Genomic DNA, 16,675 nt, shown 5'->3' on the forward strand with positions numbered 1-16,675 from the left:
CGGCCGCAGGGGCGGCGTTCGGAGTCTGTCGTGCGAACGGACTCAATCATTCGTCCGTTCGGGGGAATCTTTGTGTCCACGAAGGCGGTGCGGTGGATCAATCGTCCAAACTCTATTTTGTTCACCACAGGAGATTTTGGTATGCGAATAGCGCATGTCGCCGGATCGTCTGGTGGGCCCGCACCGATCCGGGCGGCGATCGAAGTAATCGAAGTAGAGGTGAGACGTTGCAGAAAGTCCGAAAGGCCGCCGCGGGTGCCGCAGTGAGTTGCGCGGTATGTCTCGGAGCCGTCCTGCCGATGACGGTGTCTTCGACGACGGCCGGCGCCGGCACCACCGACACCATCACGTGGCTCGAGAACCAGAACGTCGTACGAGCTGCGACGCCGGACGACTGCCCCGTCCCCACCGGTGGCGCCGATGACCAGAGCGGCCCCACGGATTCGACCCCACCCTGCCCGGACTGGCTCCACACCGGTGATCCGGGGGCGGACCGCAACACGATCCTGATCGTCACGCCGGGTACCGACGACGGCTCTTTGTATCCGCGCATCAAGGGCATGCGCGCGGGTCGCCAAACCCTCGTCGTCAACTATCCCGAGGCCATCGGCCCGATCATCTCAGGACAAGCCGAGGTGGCGCTACCGCTCTTTGCGCCGTCCTACGATAAATCGCGGGACATCGCGGTGGCCAACAACCTCACCGTGATGAAGGCCTTCGAGGCGCTGCACGGACCGCGCGTGGTCTATACCGGCTACTCGCAGGGCGCCGAGGCGCTCGGTAACGCCGCCGAGCAGGCGGTGGCCGACGGTTCGATCGACACCAGTAGATCGCACATCATCCTGATCTCTGATCCCCGATCACCGTGGGGCCTCAAGGCCTGGGTCGCCGGGCATCCGGCGATCGGCGCAGTGTTGAGCGTCTTCGGGGCCGAGTCGAGCGGCTCCCGCGATCCCGGCGCCACCGGACGAGACCTGGCCGTCACGTCGGTTATCGTCGTCGGTGACCCGGTGAGCAACTTCCAGTGGGTGTGGTATCGCCCCGTGAGCTCGTTGCTCGTCGACGCGGCCGGATTCATCACGATCCATTCCGGAGCGGGAGTCGACAACTACGGCAACCTCATCGACTACAGCCAGGAACCGACGCGGCTCCACAGTCGCGACGGCAACACCACCTACCTCGTCTACCAACCCGATCACCATCCGCTGACCATGCTCACCATGCTGATCGACGACAAACTCGGCATCACCTACGACGCCGACGACCTCGAGCGCTGGGACAAGGCGAACAACGCCTTCTATCCGCTGCAAGAACCCGGTGTCGGCAACGCGGCGGTGCCGGTCGTCGCGAGCGACGCCGGACCGACTGTCCGACAGACCAATTCGCCGACGGTGACGCAAACATCTGACTCAGTGGCGGCTGCGGCGGCTCCGTCGACGGTGGGGCGCCATCGGGCACCGGAGCCGGCGGTCGGCGACAACCCGGGCACGGCTCCTGCCGGGACCGGCGAAACGGGCACCGCGCCAACTCGGGAGGCACTTACCGCATCACAGTCTCAGCAGACCCCGGCGCCCCAGACTCAAACCGAGACTCGGCAATCCCAGAGGCCGACGGAGGCTGAACAGCCCGCGCTGGGCGGTGGCCGGCAATCGACCGACGAGGGCGGCGCCGCGACGACCGGCGGTGCTTCCGTGCCCGCGTCGTCGCCGGCCGCCTGACTCGCCCCGGTCACCGTCGCGGAATGGTCAGGCCGTGAAACCTGCAGGCGGTCCGGGGTATTCGGGAATCTCTCCCCCGAACTCCGGGCAGCGCCGCTGGTGTTCGCAATAGCGGCACATCCGTGAGGGGCGGGGCCGGAAATCGCCGGTGGCCACGGCCACCCGGATCGCCTGCCAGATCGCCGAGAGGGTCCGCCCGAACCGTTCGAGTTCGTCGCGGTCGGGAGTGTAGGTGAGAACCTGCCCGTCGGACAGGTACATCAGCTGCAGCCGGTGCGGTACGACGCCGCGGATCCGCAGGACCGCGAGCGCGTAGAACTTCATCTGGAACATCGCCTTGGCCTCGTAGGCCTCGCCGGGGGCTCGCCCGGTCTTGTAGTCCACCACGCGGATCTCGCCGGTGGGCGCGATGTCGATCCGGTCGATGAAGCCGCGCATCAGCACGTCATCGGCCTCGATCTCGACGTGCTCTTCGACGGCGGCGGCGTCAAAGGCCGTCGGGTTCTCCATGCGGTAGTAGTTCGCGATGAGCCCGTGGGCCTCGGCGAGGAAGGCCTCGTGATCGCCGGGCCCGATCAGCTCGGCCAGGCTCGGATCGGCCTCGCACATCGCCGCCCACGCGCCCTCGACGAGGTAGTCCGCGGACTCGCGGGTGCGCAGCGATGCGGGCATGTCGAAGAGGTTCTCCAGCGCAGCGTGGATCACCGTGCCCCGGGTCTGGGCCTTGGTCGGGGTCTCCGGGAACCTGTCGATCGCGCGGTACCGGTACAGCAGGGGACACTGCTTGAAGTCCGCCGCGCGTGACGGCGACAACGCCAACGGCCGGCCGAGGAGTCCGCGCCCCTCGTTCGGTGCGCCCCCGTCCGGTGCGCCTGCGGTGGTGGGGGTGTGCGCTTGGGCAGACCCGGGCAAGACTGTGGTCGTCACATTTGGCAGGGTAGGGCGCGGCTGCGACAATTCTGCGCACATCCGGGCCCCGGCGTCCGACCGCGGAAACCTCCTGTCACACTGGATAACACGAGTCACACTGGCCCCGGAAGGACCACCACATGCTGCGCGAGAGCACCGTCTGATGGCATCGAGCGGTGCATTCGCCGTCGGCGACCGGGTCCAGCTCTCCGACGCCAAGGGACGCAAGTTCACGGTGGTCCTCGAAGCGGGCAAACAATTCCACACGCATCGCGGGGCGATCGCCCACGACGATCTGATCGGTGCTCCCGAGGGCAGTATCGTCGCGGCGACGAGCGGAACCCAGTACCTGGCGCTGCGCCCGTTGCTGGTCGACTACGTCCTGTCGATGCCACGTGGGGCGCAGGTCATCTACCCCAAGGATGCCGCCCAGATCGTGACCGAGGGCGACATCTTCCCCGGCGCCCGTGTACTCGAGGCAGGCGCCGGTTCCGGCGCGCTGACCTGCTCGTTACTCCGTGCCGTCGGTGACCGTGGCGAGGTCGTCTCCTACGAGATCCGGGCCGATCACGCCGAATACGCCCAGCGCAACGTCGAGACCTTCTTTGCCGGCCCGCCGCCGAACTGGTCGCTGGTTGTCGACGACCTGGCGAACGTCGGCGACGCCGAGCGATTCGACCGCATCATCCTGGACATGCTCGCGCCGTGGGAGAACCTCGAGGTGGTGCGAACGATTTTGAAACCAGGCGGCGTCTTGACGGTGTACGTGGCGACGGTCACCCAGTTGTCCCGGGTCATCGAGTCCCTGCGTCAACAGGAATGCTGGACCGAACCGCGGGCGTGGGAATCGCTGGTACGCGACTGGAGCGCGGTCGGGCTCGCGGTCCGCCCCGAACACAGAATGCAAGGACACACCGCGTTTCTGATCACCGCGCGGCGACTCGCCGACGGCACGACGACGCTGCGGCCACAACGGCGTCCCACCCGTGGCGCGCTACCGCAAGCGTAACGATCTGCTGACCTCGCGATTACGTTGCGAAGACGCACATTTAACACATCCCCAACATTTGTCGTCGGTCAGTGGACGACCTTTTCGGCCTCATCCCGGTAGCGTGGTGCTACGGCGCAAAGCACTTCAGTGGGAGTGATTGCCGGGGAGAGGAGTCAGTAATGACCGAATCTGATCGCCATGAAGCCTCGGTGGAGAACACGGGCGGCAACGACCCCAACGAGTCCCGACAGGTGCGGGACACCGAATCGGGGGACACGTTCACGCCCGCCTACACCCCGCCACTGCCGACGCGGGCAGATCGTGAGCGCTCATCGTTCGCCCGGCCGGCCGATCCGCAGGATCTCCAGGATCGCGTAGACAGTCTCACCACCCGCAACGCGAAACTCCTCGAAACACTCAAGGAGGCACGGCAGCAACTCGTCGCGTTGCGGGAGGAGGTCGATCGTCTCGGTCAACCGCCGAGCGGATACGGGGTGTTGCTCGAGATCTATCCCGATCAGACCGTCGACGTGTTCACCTCCGGCCGCAAGATGCGGCTGACGTGCTCACCGAATATCGACACCGACCTTCTGCACAAGGGCCAGACGCTTCGGCTGAACGAAGCCCTGACCATCGTCGAGGCGTGCGAGTTCGACTCCGTCGGCGAGATCAGCAGTCTTCGAGAGGTTCTCGGGGACGGTCGACGGGCGCTGGTCGTCGGACATGCCGACGAAGAGCGGGTGGTGTGGTTGGCCGAGCCGTTGCTCGGCGACGTCGATGCCGAAGACGGCCGCCGACGCCCATTGCGCCCCGGCGACTCCCTGCTCATCGACACCAAGGCCGGCTTCGCATTCGAACGTGTACCGAAGGCCGAGGTCGAGGACCTCGTGCTCGAAGAGGTGCCCGACGTCGGATACGAGGACATCGGTGGTCTCGGACGTCAGATCGAGCAGATCCGCGACGCCGTCGAATTGCCGTTCCTGCACAAGGACCTGTTCCGCGACTATGCGCTGCGCCCGCCGAAGGGCGTCCTGCTCTACGGGCCGCCCGGGTGCGGTAAGACGCTGATCGCGAAGGCGGTGGCCAATTCCCTCGCCAAGAAGATCGCAGAGGTGCGGGGCGACGACGCCAAGGAGGCCAAGTCGTACTTCCTCAACATCAAGGGCCCCGAGCTGCTCAACAAGTTCGTCGGCGAGACCGAGCGGCATATCCGCCTGATCTTCCAGCGCGCCCGCGAGAAGGCGTCCGAGGGGACCCCCGTCATCGTGTTCTTCGACGAGATGGACTCGATCTTCCGCACCCGCGGATCGGGCGTCTCCTCCGACGTCGAGACCACCGTCGTGCCGCAGCTGCTCAGCGAGATCGATGGTGTCGAGGGCCTGGAGAACGTGATCGTGATCGGCGCCTCCAACCGCGAGGACATGATCGATCCGGCCATCCTGCGTCCCGGCAGGCTCGACGTGAAGATCAAGATCGAACGCCCCGATGCGGAGTCGGCGATCGACATCTTCTCCAAGTACCTCACCGAACAGCTGCCGGTGCATACCGATGATCTCGGTGAGTTCGGCGGCGACCGGACGGCTTGCGTGAACGCGATGATCGAGAAGGTCGTCGAGCGGATGTACGCCGAGAGCGATGAGAACCGCTTCCTCGAGGTGACCTACGCCAACGGCGACAAAGAGATCATGTACTTCAAGGACTTCAACTCCGGCGCGATGATCCAGAACGTTGTCGACCGAGCCAAGAAGTACGCGATCAAGTCCCAATTGGACACGGGCACACCGGGGCTGCGCGTGCAGCATCTGTTCGATTCCATCCTCGACGAGTTCGCGGAGAACGAGGATCTGCCCAACACGACCAATCCTGATGATTGGGCCCGCATCTCCGGCAAGAAGGGCGAGCGGATCGTCTACATCCGCACGTTGGTCACCGGGAAGAGCGCGGGTGCGAGCCGGGCGATCGACACCGAGACCAACACCGGACAGTATCTGTAGAACGTTCGCAAGCACGGCGGTCCGTCCCCGGCCGGGGGACGGACCGCCGTCATGTGTGGGCGGCTCCACGGTGCGCCGACACGTGACGTGTCCGTCGTCCACACGACGGAACGGGGACGCGGGCATGGTGACCCACTAGAGTCTGTCGGTGATGAACAGCAGCGTCTCGATGATTCCCGGCCGGTTGACCGTCGCCGGGACCACCCATAGCCTCGGTGGTTCACCACGCGTCCGCATCGGCCGCACCCCCGACAACGACATCGTGGTCAATCACCCACTGGTGTCGCGCCATCATCTGTCGATCGAGTGGCGGGGGACCGGTTGGTGGGCTGTCGATGCCGGCAGTACCAACGGCTTCTTCAACGGACCCCAGCGGGTGTCCGAACTGGCGTTGACCGGCGCGGTCACCTTCCGGCTCGGAGATGCGGCGACCGGCCCGACGGTCCAGGTCGCCCTGGATGCCGTGGCTCCCGCCGGACCGCAGTTGGGGGCGCAGGCGCGCCCGATGCCCGACGCGCCGCCGCCACGGGGATTCGCGCCGCCTGCGCCGGCCCGCTCCGGTCCCGGTCCGGCCGCACATCCGGCCCCCGACCCAGGACCCGGGCGGCCCGCCGCACCCGCTGGGGCCCCGGTGCCCGCCGCGCCGGCCGGATCGTCGGCCCGCATGCCGATGCGGGTACCCGCACCCGGTTCCTACCCGTCTGGTGCGGTGGCCCCGGTGTCGGCCCAACTGGCGGACGCGCCACACCTGCAGGCCCTCAAACAAAACGTGTCGGCGATCTATCAGTTGCCCGGACGCGACAAGCGGCCCGGACGCGAGACGATCTCGCTCGCCGGTGTGCAGTCCATCGGCCGCACGCCGGACAACGACATCGTCGTCAGTGACGTCCTCGCATCACGGCACCACGCCCGGGTCCTGACCCGCCCCGACGGTCTGTACATCGAAGACCTCAGAAGCGTCAACGGCACCTACGTCAACGGACAACGCGTCAGCCGGGTCCGGTTGACCGACGGCAACGTGGTGACCATCGGCAACAGCGACTTCGTCGTCTCCGGCGGCAGCCTGATGCGTGGGCAGGCCCAGGATGTGGTGGCCGGCGGCTTGCAGGTACACGGGATCAGTCTGGTGGTCGACGGCGGCAAGAAGTTGCTGCAGAACGTCGAATTCACCGCCGGGCCGGGGTCGCTGACCGCGATCATCGGTCCGTCGGGAGCGGGTAAGTCGACGGTCTCGCGGATCGTCGCCGGGCTGAACTCGCCGACGAGCGGACAGGTCACCTTCGAAAGCCGCAGTGTCCACGCCGAATACGACGCACTGCGTACACGTATCGGAATGGTGCCGCAGAAGGACGTGCTGCACCACAAGCTCACCTTGCGGCAGGCATTGCGATACGCCGCCGAGTTGCGGCTGCCACCCGACCTGTCCAAGGCCGACCGCGACAACGTCATCAACGGGGTGCTCGCCGAACTGCAGCTCACCGAGCACGTCGACACACGTGTGGAGAAGCTGTCCGGTGGCCAGCAGAAGCGCGCTTCGGTCGCGATGGAGTTGCTCACCGGCCCGTCACTGCTGATTCTCGACGAGCCGACGTCCGGGCTCGACCCGGCCCTCGACCGTCAGGTGATGTCGACCCTGCGGCGCCTCGCCGATGCCGGACGCGTCGTTCTCGTGGTCACGCACTCGCTGACCTACCTGTCGATGTGCGATCAGGTGCTGCTGCTCGCTCCCGGCGGCAAGACCGCCTTCTGTGGTCCGCCGGCCGAGGTCGGTGCCGCGATGGGTACCGCCGACTGGGCCGAGATCTTCGCGTTCGTCGCCGACGCGCCCGACACCGCGCACATGCGGTACCTGCAGGGTCGGCGCGCCCCCGCGCCGCCACCACCACCGCGACCACCCGGCCCGCCGATCCCGGTGCCGCAGACCAGTTTTGCGCGGCAGTCGAGCACGATCGGCCGGCGGCAGGTGCGTCTGATCTTCGCCGACGTCGGCTATCTGGCGTTTCTGGTGCTGCTGCCGGTGGTGCTGGGTCTGCTCACCCTCGTCATCCCGGGCAGCGACGGCTTCGGGCAGAAACTCAAATCCGATCCGAACCTGATCCCGCCGCGTCCAGCGGCCAACGATCCGGTGGAGGCCGTACAGATCCTGGTGGTGCTGGTGGTCGGCGCCGCGTTCATGGGGGCAGCGCTGACGGTGCGCGATCTCGTCGGCGAGCGCGACATCTTCGAGCGGGAACGGGCGGTGGGCCTACGGCCGGGGGCATACCTCTGGGCCAAGGTGGTGGTCTTCTTCGTCACCGCCATCCTGCAGAGCGCGGTGATGGTGGCCATCACCTTCGCCGGTCGCGGCCTGCCCACGCTGGGTGGTCCGCTGCTGCCGCCTGCGGTCGCACTGTTCGTCTCGATAGCCGCCCTGGCCTGCGTGTCGACCCTGGTGGGTCTGGCGATCTCGGCGGCGGTGAAATCCAACGAGCAGGTGATGCCGCCGCTGGTCATCGTGATCATGGTGCAGCTGGTGTTCTGCGGCGGCCTGTTCGCCCTGGACAAGCCCGGCTTGCAGCAGCTCTCGTGGATCTTCCCGTCGTACTGGGGGTATGCGGCCGCTGCGGGCGCGGTCGATCTTCCGTCGATCAACCCGGACGCCACTCAGAAGGTGAGCCTCTGGGAGACGTCGGGCGCCCACGCCGGGCTGGCCTTCGGGGTGCTGGTGGCGATCGCGGCCATCCTGTACATGTTCACCTACTCGCGACTTCGGCTCAAAAAGCGCTGAGTCCGGAGCTGATCAGCGATCACGGCGGGGCAGTGCGGCGCCGGCGAGTATGACCCTGACGTCGTCGGCAAAGCCGGCGGTGTCGATCGGCCCGAAGGCTGCGTGCTGCAGTACGAATCCGTGTAGCAAGGCCATCACCAACCGGGCTCCGCGATCGGGATCGAGTCCCGCCGGCACGTTTCCGGTTCGCTGCCCGTTGCGGAGTGCGTCTGCGATGCGTTCGCGAACGTGCTCGAAGCCCGCCGACGCCTGGCGCCGTAGCCCTTCGTTTCGCAGCAGTTCACCCCACGCCTGCACAACGCAGCGCAGGAGTTCGTCGACGGGCACCGATCGGCCTGCCGCGTCGGTGGCGGAGTCTCCGCTCACCGGATCGACCGCCGCCGCGACCAGATCGGCAATCGTGACGTCGGCATTGTCGGCGAGCCGCTCGACCGGGGCGAACATCACCCGGAACGCGTCACCGGCTATCTCGAGGATGATTTCCTCCTTGCCGGCGAAGTAGCGGTAAGGAGCCCCCACCGACAGACCCGCTTCGGCCGCGATGTCGGGCATCGACGTTTGGTGGAACCCATCACGGGAAAAGCAGCGACGAGCCGCCGCCACAATCTGAGCACGGTTCGCTTCGCGCTGTTCGGCAGTGATGCGTGGCACAGGTCACACGTCCTTTCGTAAAATGAATGAGCATTCGCCTTGACGGGGTCGAGTTGCTCTCGTCATCATAAAAGTGAAAGGCCGTTCACGGAAGCGGCCACCGACGAGGAGGAGGACCACCATGGCCGCTCGGAAGCTTGACCTGGGTGTGTACCGGTACGAACACACCGAGCCACTGTTCGACGGGCGAGTCGCGATCGATGGGGCGGAGGTCACCCTGCACACCTCGCCGCTGATCTCGGATGTCTTCCAGCGCATGGCCGGCGGCGAACTGGACATCGCCGAGTTCGGGATGACCTACTTCCTGCGCATGTTCGACCTGGACGATTCACCGTTCCTGGCGCTGCCGATCTTTCCGAACCGCAACTTCCGGCACTCGGCTTTGTTCGTCAACGCCGACAGTGGAATCGAGACACCGGCGGACCTCGTGGACAAAACGGTCGGTGAATTCGCGCTGTGGGGGAGTGACCCGGGTGTCTGGATGAAGGGCGTCCTCGCCGAGGAATACGGCGTCACACCCGACCAGATGCGCTGGGTGATCGGTGGTACCGACCACCCGATCCCGGCCTTCGACTGGATTCCCCAGCCCCCGCCGGCCGGCGTCGACGTCCGCCATGTCGAAGAGGGTCGGACCCTGGCCGCGATGCTCGAAACGGGTGAGATCGACGCGCTGCTGTCGGTCGATGTCCCGGCGGCCCTGATCGACGGATCCACGAAGAAGATCCGGCGGCTGTTCACCGACTACGAGTCCGTCGAGCGAGACTACTACCGCCGAACCGGCATCTTTCCGATGATGCATGTCGTCGCGATCCGCCGTGAACTGGCCGGTGAACGCGAGCTGCTGCAGTCGGTGTATCGCGCGTTCGTCGACGCGAAAGCCATGGTGCAGGAACAATATCGAGCGGGCGCCGCCAAGCAGCACATGGCGGTGATCACCCCATGGTTCAGTGAGCTCTTCGCGGAGAATCGGGCGTTGCTCGGCGAGGACTGGTGGCCGTACGGCCTCGATGCCAACCAGAAGGCCGTCAACACCTTCCTGCGCTACCACCATGAGCAGGGACTGTCGCGACAACTGCTCACCGCCGAGGACATCTTCGTGTCCGACATCGAATGGAATACGTTGCGCGAGAAGGGACTGTCCGAATGACAGAGCCGACACTGCACGTGGGCACGATGCCCTACGACACCACCCGGGCGCTACTCGACGGCAGCGTCACCTTCGACGGAAACCAGGCGACGATCGAGAGCGCGGACATCGTCTCCGATATCTTCCGCCGCATGGTGCACGACCGTGAGTTCGACGTGGCCGAACTCGGACTCACCGTCTACTTGCGCACGCTCGACTCGGACGATCCGCCGTTCGTCGCGATCCCCGCCTTTCCCGCACGGGTCTTCCGCCACTCGGCCATCTTCATCAACACCGCGAGCGGGATCTCCCGCCCCGAAGACCTCGCCGGAAAAGCGGTGGGGGAGTTCGGCATGTACGGCCAGGACTCGGGTGTCTGGGCCAAAGGGATATTGTCCGACGACTACGGTGTCACCCCGGACCGGTGCCGCTGGGTGATCGGCGGCCTGGACCGGCCGGCACCGCCCTTCGATTTCGTCCCCCAGCCGCACCCTGCAGACGTACAGGTCGAACAGGCGCCGCCCGGACGCTCACTGAGCGCGATGCTCGACAGCGGCGAGATCCATGCCCTCATCTCGGCGAACGTTCCGCAGTGCGTGATGGACGGATCCCCGCATGTGGCCCGGCTGTTCGCCGACCACGAAGCCGTCGAACGCGACTACTACCGGCGCACCGCGATCTTCCCGATCATGCACACCGTCGTACTGCCCCGGTCGCTGGCCGCGACACGCCCCGGACTCGCCCGAACCGTCTACGACGCATACCTGGCCGCCAAGAACGCGGCGATGGAACGATATCGCAACGGCCGCAAGGTGTACCAGATCCGCACGATGCTCCCGTGGACCAACGCACTGTTCGATCGCAACGCCGATATGTTCCCGGCGGACTGGTGGCCCTACGGACTCGAGAACAACCGCACGACGCTCGACACCTTCCTCAGATACCACTTCGAACAAGGATTGTCGGCTCGGCGCCTGACCTGTGACGAGCTGTTCACCCCGGAACTTCTCGCGACGTGATGAAGAGCGGCCGATGTGCCGCTGGCTCAATCCTCACCGGCCGAATCCTCACCGACCCAACCCTTACCGACCCAACCCATACCGACCGAACGCTCACCGACCACAAGGAGCCGAACTGATGCCGAGCCGATACCGTGTCATCGCTCTGGAGGAGCACATGGTCACCCCTGAGGTCGTGGCTGCTTGGCGCAACCTGCCGCCGCGCCTGCGCGATCTGGCCCTGACTCCGTCCACCCAGGGAGAAAGCGGCCGCCTGCTGAGCGAGATCGATGACGAACGCATCATGACAATGGATGCCGCCGGCATCGATATGCAGGTCCTGTCGCTGACCGCGCCGGGTCTGCAGAACCTCGAGCCGGCCGACGCCGTCGCCCTGCAGGGCGACGTCAACGATCGGCTCGCCGACGCCGTCCGCACCCGTCCGGATCGTTTCCAGGCATTCGCGACGCTGGCCACCCCGGCACCGGAAGCCGCTGCGGCAGAACTTGATCGTGCAGTGAACCAGCTCGGTCTGCACGGGGCCATGATCTTCGGCCGTACCCGGGAGCGGCACCTGGACGACCCGGAGTTCTCACCGTTGCTGGAGGCGGCCGCCGCGCTGGGCGCACCGCTGTATCTGCACCCTCAGTCGCCGCCGCGCACCGTGCGTAAGGCGTACTACGGTGGGCTCGGCGCGCCCCTCGACTCCGCCCTGGCCACCCACGGCGTCGGCTGGCACTACGACTGCGGCATCGAACTGCTACGCTTCATCGTGTCCGGAGTGTTCGACCGGTTGCCGAATCTACAAGTCATCGTGGGGCATTGGGGAGAGCTGATGTTGTTCTTCCTGGACCGCATCGACACCAACCTCACCGCCGTCGCCGGGCTGGAACGGCCGGTCTCGGACTACCTGCGTACCAACGTATTCGTCACCCCCAGCGGCATTCTCAGCGAGAAGTACCTGCGGTGGACGATCGAAACGATCGGCATCGAACGAATTCTGTTCGCTGCGGATTATCCGTTCGTGCCGCTGTCCGGTCCGGTGCGCACCTTCCTGCGGGCGGGTGCTCCCGAGCCGGCGGACCAAGCCGCGATCGGCTCCGCGAACTGGGAACGACTCCTCACCCGAATCGGCCGCTGACACAGCCCAACTCACCGGCAGTGGAGATGCGGATCGGTCGCCCTCAGCCGCCCGCCGGAGCCGGATAGCGCACCAGGCCGAGTTCGGCGTCGGCGGCGAGCAGCCGGTGCCTCGGTAGTACGCGCGCGGTGTAGCCGAGTGTGCCCGAACGGTGAGGGTGGACGTCGGCGGCGAAGCGGACCCGCCCCGACGCGTCCGGCCCGTCGACCGGTGTCATCTCGGTGGCAGCCGGGTCGGAGATGTCGCCGTTGTCGCCGACCGGGCCGAGTACGGCCTCGACCTTCACCTCGTCGGCGGCCATGCCACCGAGCGCGACCCGAGCGGTCAGGTGCAACGGCGCACCACCCGGCTCGCGGGACTCGTCGATCCCCGCGAGCGTCACCGACGGCCACGCCGCCTGCACGCGCCTGCGGTAGGCCGCCAGGTCGCGGGCGGCCGCGTAGTCGTCGGCGATCGCCGCGGCGAACTCGAGCGCGGCCGGAACGTAGCGCTCGGTGGTGTAGTCGCGGACCATCCGTGAGGCCAGCACCTTGGGGCCGAGCACCGACAGGGTGTGACGCACCATCTCCACCCAGCGTCCGGGCAGCCCGTCGCCGTCGCGTGCGTAGAAGAGCGGGATCACCGAATCCTCCAGCAGCGAGTAGAGGGCTTGCGCCTCCAGGTCGTCACGTCGGGGCTCATCGGTGACGCCCTGCGCCGACGGGATGGCCCAGCCGTTCTCGCCGTCGGCCATCTCGTCCCACCACCCGTCGAGGATCGACAGGTTCAGGCCGCCGTTGAGCGCAGACTTCATCCCCGACGTTCCACACGCCTCCATGGGGCGGACCGGGTTGTTGAGCCACACGTCGCATCCGGCGTAGATGTGGCGCGCCATCGAGATGTCGTAGTCCGGCAGGAACACGATGCGGTCGCGGACCGCCGGATCTTCGGTGAACCGGACCACCTGCTGGATGAGCGCCTTGCCGCCGTCGTCGGCCGGATGTGCCTTACCTGCGATCACCAGCTGGACCGGTCGTTGCGGGTCGGTGAGGATGCGCTTGAGACGATCCGGGTCGCGCAGCATCAGCGTCAACCGTTTGTAGGTCGCCGCGCGTCGCGCGAACCCGATCGTCAGGATGTCCGGATCGAAAAGTTCGGCGGTCCAACCCAATTCGAGCTCACTGAATGCGCGGTCGCGGCCGCTGGCCTGGGCGCGACGGCGGACCTCGGCGACCAGTCCGGCGCGCAGCGTCTGCCGTGTCCTCCACAGGTCACTCGCCGGCAGTGTGGAGTATCCCTTCGCGGCCGAGTCCTCGTCGTCGCCGATGAGATCGCGCCACGGCCGTGCCACCCAGGTGAATCCGTGCACACCGTTGGTGATCGCGCCGATCGGCACCTCGTCGGCGTCGAATCCCGGCCATAGACCGGCGAACATCTCACGACTGACCTCACCGTGCAGCCGCGACACTCCATTCGATCGCTGCCCGAGCCGAAAGCCCATGTGCGCCATGTTGAATACGCCGTGGTCATCTTCATTGCCTAGTTCGAGTACGGCGGCCGCGCGCAGTCCGGGCAGCAGCCGGGACACGCCGCCTGGATCGGGGTCGAGGTAGTGCGACACCAGGTCCCGGGGAAAGCGGTCGATGCCGGCCGGGACCGGAGTGTGTGTGGTGAATATGTTCGACGCCCGCACCACCGACTCGGCCGACCCGAAGTCCAGCCCCGACTCCACGAGCTCGCGGACCCGTTCGGCGCCGAGGAAGCCGGCGTGCCCTTCGTTCATGTGGAACACCGTCGGTTCCGGCCGCCCGGTGCGGGCGATGAATACGCGCAGGGCGCGCACCCCGCCGATGCCCAGCAGGATCTCCTGCCGGATTCGATGAGCCTGATCGCCGCCGTAGAGGCGGTCGGTGACCGATCGCAACTCGTCGTCGTTACCGGGGACGTCGGTATCCAAGAGCAACAACGGGATCCGGCCCACCGTCGCCACCCAGACCTGCGCGTGCAAGGTGCGGCCGCCGGGCATCGAGACAGTGATGTCGACCGGCCGGCCGGCGTCGTCGGTCAGCAATTCCAGCGGCAGCAGACCGGGATCGTTGACCGGGTAGCGTTCGATCTGCCAGCCATCGTGCGTCAGGCCCTGCCGGAAGTAGCCGGAGCGGTAGAACAGTCCGACGCCGATCAGCGGCAGCCCCAGATCCGACGCCGCCTTCAGATGGTCGCCGGCGAGGATGCCGAGCCCACCGGAATAGATCGGCAGAACCTCCGAGATGCCGAATTCCATCGAGAAATATGCGATACCCGCAGGCATATCCGCACCTGCCTGCTGCTGCGTGCCAAACCACTGCGGCGCCGCCTGGTAGGACTCGAGCTCTCCACGCACCTTCGTCAGTCGCGACCGGAAGTCGTCGTCGGCTGCCAGGGTGACCAAGCGCGCCGGATCGACCTCGTCGAGCAGTCGGAGCGGATCGGCACAGGCGTGCCACAACTCGGGGTCGATCGTGGCGAACAGATCCTGTGTCGCGCTGTGCCACACCCAGCGCAGGTTGCGGGCCAGGACATCGAGGTCGGCGAGCTCGGCGGGGAGCGGGATCCGGATGGTGAACCGACGAAAGGCTTTCACGGCGTGAACGGTACCGACGTCGGCGCGCGGGTGCACCGTGAGCGACGACGGTATCCGCTGCGTATGCCTGTGCGGGGCGGTGTCCGGAGGCACCCCGCGGTGAACCACCGGCGGGTGCGATCGGTGACATCGCATGCCGACATCTACCCTCAAGGGATGCAGCGAATCATCGGAACCGAGGTCGAGTACGGCATCTCGGCTCCCGGGGACCCGACCGCAAACCCGATCATGACCTCCACCCAGGCGGTACTCGCCTATGCGGCGGCCGCGGGAGTGCCCCGCGCCAAGCGCACACGCTGGGATTACGAGGTGGAGTCGCCGCTGCGCGACGCCCGCGGTTTCGACCTCGGGCGGGGGTCGGGTCCGGCGCCGATCATCGATGCCGACGAGATCGGTGCGGCGAACATGATCCTCACCAACGGTGCCCGCCTCTACGTCGACCACGCCCACCCCGAGTACTCCGCACCCGAGGTCACCGACCCGATGGACGCGGTGATCTGGGACAAGGCGGGGGAGCGGGTGATGGAGGCCGCGGCCCGCCATGTCGCGAGCGTTCCGGGTGCACCGCGGTTGCAGCTGTACAAGAACAACATCGACGGCAAGGGCGCCTCCTACGGCACCCACGAGAACTACCTGATGAGCCGCGACACCCCGTTCACCGCGATCATCGCCGGACTCACCACGTTCTTCGCCTCTCGGCAGGTGATCTGCGGCGCCGGGCGTGTGGGCATCGGACAGTCCGGCGACGAGGCGGGCTATCAACTCTCGCAGCGTGCGGACTACATCGAGGTCGAGGTCGGCCTGGAGACGACCCTCAAGCGTGGGATCATCAACACCCGGGACGAGCCGCATGCCGATCCGGAGCGTTACCGGCGGCTGCACGTCATCGTCGGCGACGCCAATCTCGCCGAGACGGCCACCTATCTGAAGGTGGGCACGACCTCGCTGGTTCTCGATCTGATCGAGGCCGGTGTCGACTTTTCCGACCTCGAACTGGCACGTCCGGTGCAGGCCGTACACACCATCAGCCATGACCCGGGCCTGGCCGCCACGGTCGCGCTGACCGATGGCCGCGAACTCACCGGCTTGGCATTACAGCGAGAATATCTCGAGCGGTGCATGACCTTTCACCAGCGAGAACACTCCGACGACGAGCGCGCCATGCACGTGTTGGCCACGTGGGCCGAGGTCCTCGACCGCCTCGAACGTGACCCGCTGGAATGCGCCGACATCCTCGACTGGCCCGCGAAACTGAGGATCCTCGAGGGTTTCCGGCAGCGGGAGGGGCTGGGCTGGTCGGCGCCGCGTCTGCATCTGATCGACCTGCAGTATTCCGATGTGCGGCTGGAAAAGGGCCTCTACAACCGACTGGTCGCGCGCGGCTCGATGAAGCGGCTCGTCGACGAGGCGCAGGTGACCCGCGCCATCACCGAACCGCCGGCCAACACCCGGGCGTACTTCCGCGGCGAGTGCCTGCGTCGTTTCGGGGCCGATGTGGCGGCGGCGAGCTGGGACTCGGTGATCTTCGACCTCGGCGGCGACTCCCTCGTGCGCATCCCGACGCTGGAACCGTTGCGCGGCAGTCGCGCCCACGTCGGCAAGCTTCTCGATTCGGTGGACTCCGCCGCCGAACTCGTCGAGCAGCTCACCAACTGACGGACTCCGACATTCGCCTCGCGTTACGGCCGCCGCGATCGGGTCCTCGCCGGTAGTGTGGTCCTACACCGCCGGCCCCGACACGCATGAACTCATGGGCAACGGTCGACGGAACGGCATGG

At 66.7% G+C, this 16,675-nt stretch carries 11 protein-coding genes; 8 read left to right on the forward strand and 3 right to left on the reverse strand.

Translation table 11 applies throughout. The features are described from left to right. Window positions 1–227: 227 nt before the first annotated feature. Window positions 228–1,718, forward strand: a complete 1,491-nt coding sequence (locus tag ACPXB3_RS02760) for a PE-PPE domain-containing protein (RefSeq protein WP_425726257.1) — start codon at window positions 228–230, stop codon at window positions 1,716–1,718. Window positions 1,719–1,745: 27 nt separating this feature from the next. Here ACPXB3_RS02760 and ACPXB3_RS02765 read toward each other — a convergent pair whose 3' ends face one another. Continuing rightward, window positions 1,746–2,645, reverse strand: coding sequence for a RecB family exonuclease (locus ACPXB3_RS02765; RefSeq protein ID WP_425726259.1), 900 nt, complete (start codon window positions 2,643–2,645; stop codon window positions 1,746–1,748). Window positions 2,646–2,790: 145 nt separating this feature from the next. Between ACPXB3_RS02765 and ACPXB3_RS02770 the strand changes: the two genes are divergently transcribed. The 3 genes from ACPXB3_RS02770 (at window position 2,791) to ACPXB3_RS02780 (ending at window position 8,379) form a co-directional block, all read left to right on the forward strand. Continuing rightward, on the forward strand, window positions 2,791–3,636 hold the full coding sequence (locus tag ACPXB3_RS02770) for a tRNA (adenine-N1)-methyltransferase (protein ID WP_425702699.1): 846 nt from the start codon (window positions 2,791–2,793) through the stop codon (window positions 3,634–3,636). A gap of 161 nt (window positions 3,637–3,797) precedes the next feature. Then, window positions 3,798–5,612 (forward strand): proteasome ATPase, encoded by a 1,815-nt coding sequence (arc, locus tag ACPXB3_RS02775; RefSeq protein WP_425726260.1) that lies wholly within the window; start codon window positions 3,798–3,800, stop codon window positions 5,610–5,612. A gap of 151 nt (window positions 5,613–5,763) precedes the next feature. After that, window positions 5,764–8,379, forward strand: a complete 2,616-nt coding sequence (locus tag ACPXB3_RS02780; RefSeq protein WP_425726420.1) for an FHA domain-containing protein — start codon at window positions 5,764–5,766, stop codon at window positions 8,377–8,379. A 12-nt stretch (window positions 8,380–8,391) separates the two neighbouring features. Here the strand turns inward: ACPXB3_RS02780 and ACPXB3_RS02785 are convergent, their stop codons facing one another. After that, complete coding sequence (locus ACPXB3_RS02785; protein ID WP_425726261.1) at window positions 8,392–9,030, reverse strand: TetR/AcrR family transcriptional regulator; 639 nt, start codon at window positions 9,028–9,030, stop codon at window positions 8,392–8,394. 121 nt (window positions 9,031–9,151) lie between these two features. On the opposite strand from ACPXB3_RS02785, the gene ACPXB3_RS02790 reads away from it, so the two are divergent. The 3 genes from ACPXB3_RS02790 to ACPXB3_RS02800 all read left to right on the forward strand — a co-directional run bounded on the left by ACPXB3_RS02790 (window position 9,152) and on the right by ACPXB3_RS02800 (window position 12,295). After that, entirely contained in the window at window positions 9,152–10,177 is a 1,026-nt protein-coding gene (locus tag ACPXB3_RS02790) for a PhnD/SsuA/transferrin family substrate-binding protein (protein WP_425726262.1), read from the forward strand. Next, window positions 10,174–11,175, forward strand: coding sequence for a 4,5-dihydroxyphthalate decarboxylase (locus tag ACPXB3_RS02795; protein ID WP_425726264.1), 1,002 nt, complete (start codon window positions 10,174–10,176; stop codon window positions 11,173–11,175). Before ACPXB3_RS02790 ends, ACPXB3_RS02795 begins: the two co-directional genes overlap by 4 nt. A 118-nt stretch (window positions 11,176–11,293) precedes the next feature. Next, window positions 11,294–12,295 carry an amidohydrolase family protein gene (locus ACPXB3_RS02800; RefSeq protein WP_425726265.1) on the forward strand — a complete coding sequence of 334 codons (1,002 nt, stop codon included), beginning with the start codon at window positions 11,294–11,296 and terminating at the stop codon, window positions 12,293–12,295. Window positions 12,296–12,338: 43 nt separating this feature from the next. Here ACPXB3_RS02800 and glgP read toward each other — a convergent pair whose 3' ends face one another. Then, window positions 12,339–14,897, reverse strand: a complete 2,559-nt coding sequence (gene glgP, locus ACPXB3_RS02805) for an alpha-glucan family phosphorylase (protein ID WP_425726267.1) — start codon at window positions 14,895–14,897, stop codon at window positions 12,339–12,341. A gap of 156 nt (window positions 14,898–15,053) precedes the next feature. On the opposite strand from glgP, the gene dop reads away from it, so the two are divergent. After that, entirely contained in the window at window positions 15,054–16,553 is a 1,500-nt protein-coding gene (dop, locus tag ACPXB3_RS02810) for a depupylase/deamidase Dop (protein WP_425702687.1), read from the forward strand. Window positions 16,554–16,675 lie beyond the last annotated feature (122 nt).

The organism is Gordonia sp. DT219 (genome assembly GCF_049847065.1).
Lineage (GTDB): Bacteria > Actinomycetota > Actinomycetes > Mycobacteriales > Mycobacteriaceae > Gordonia.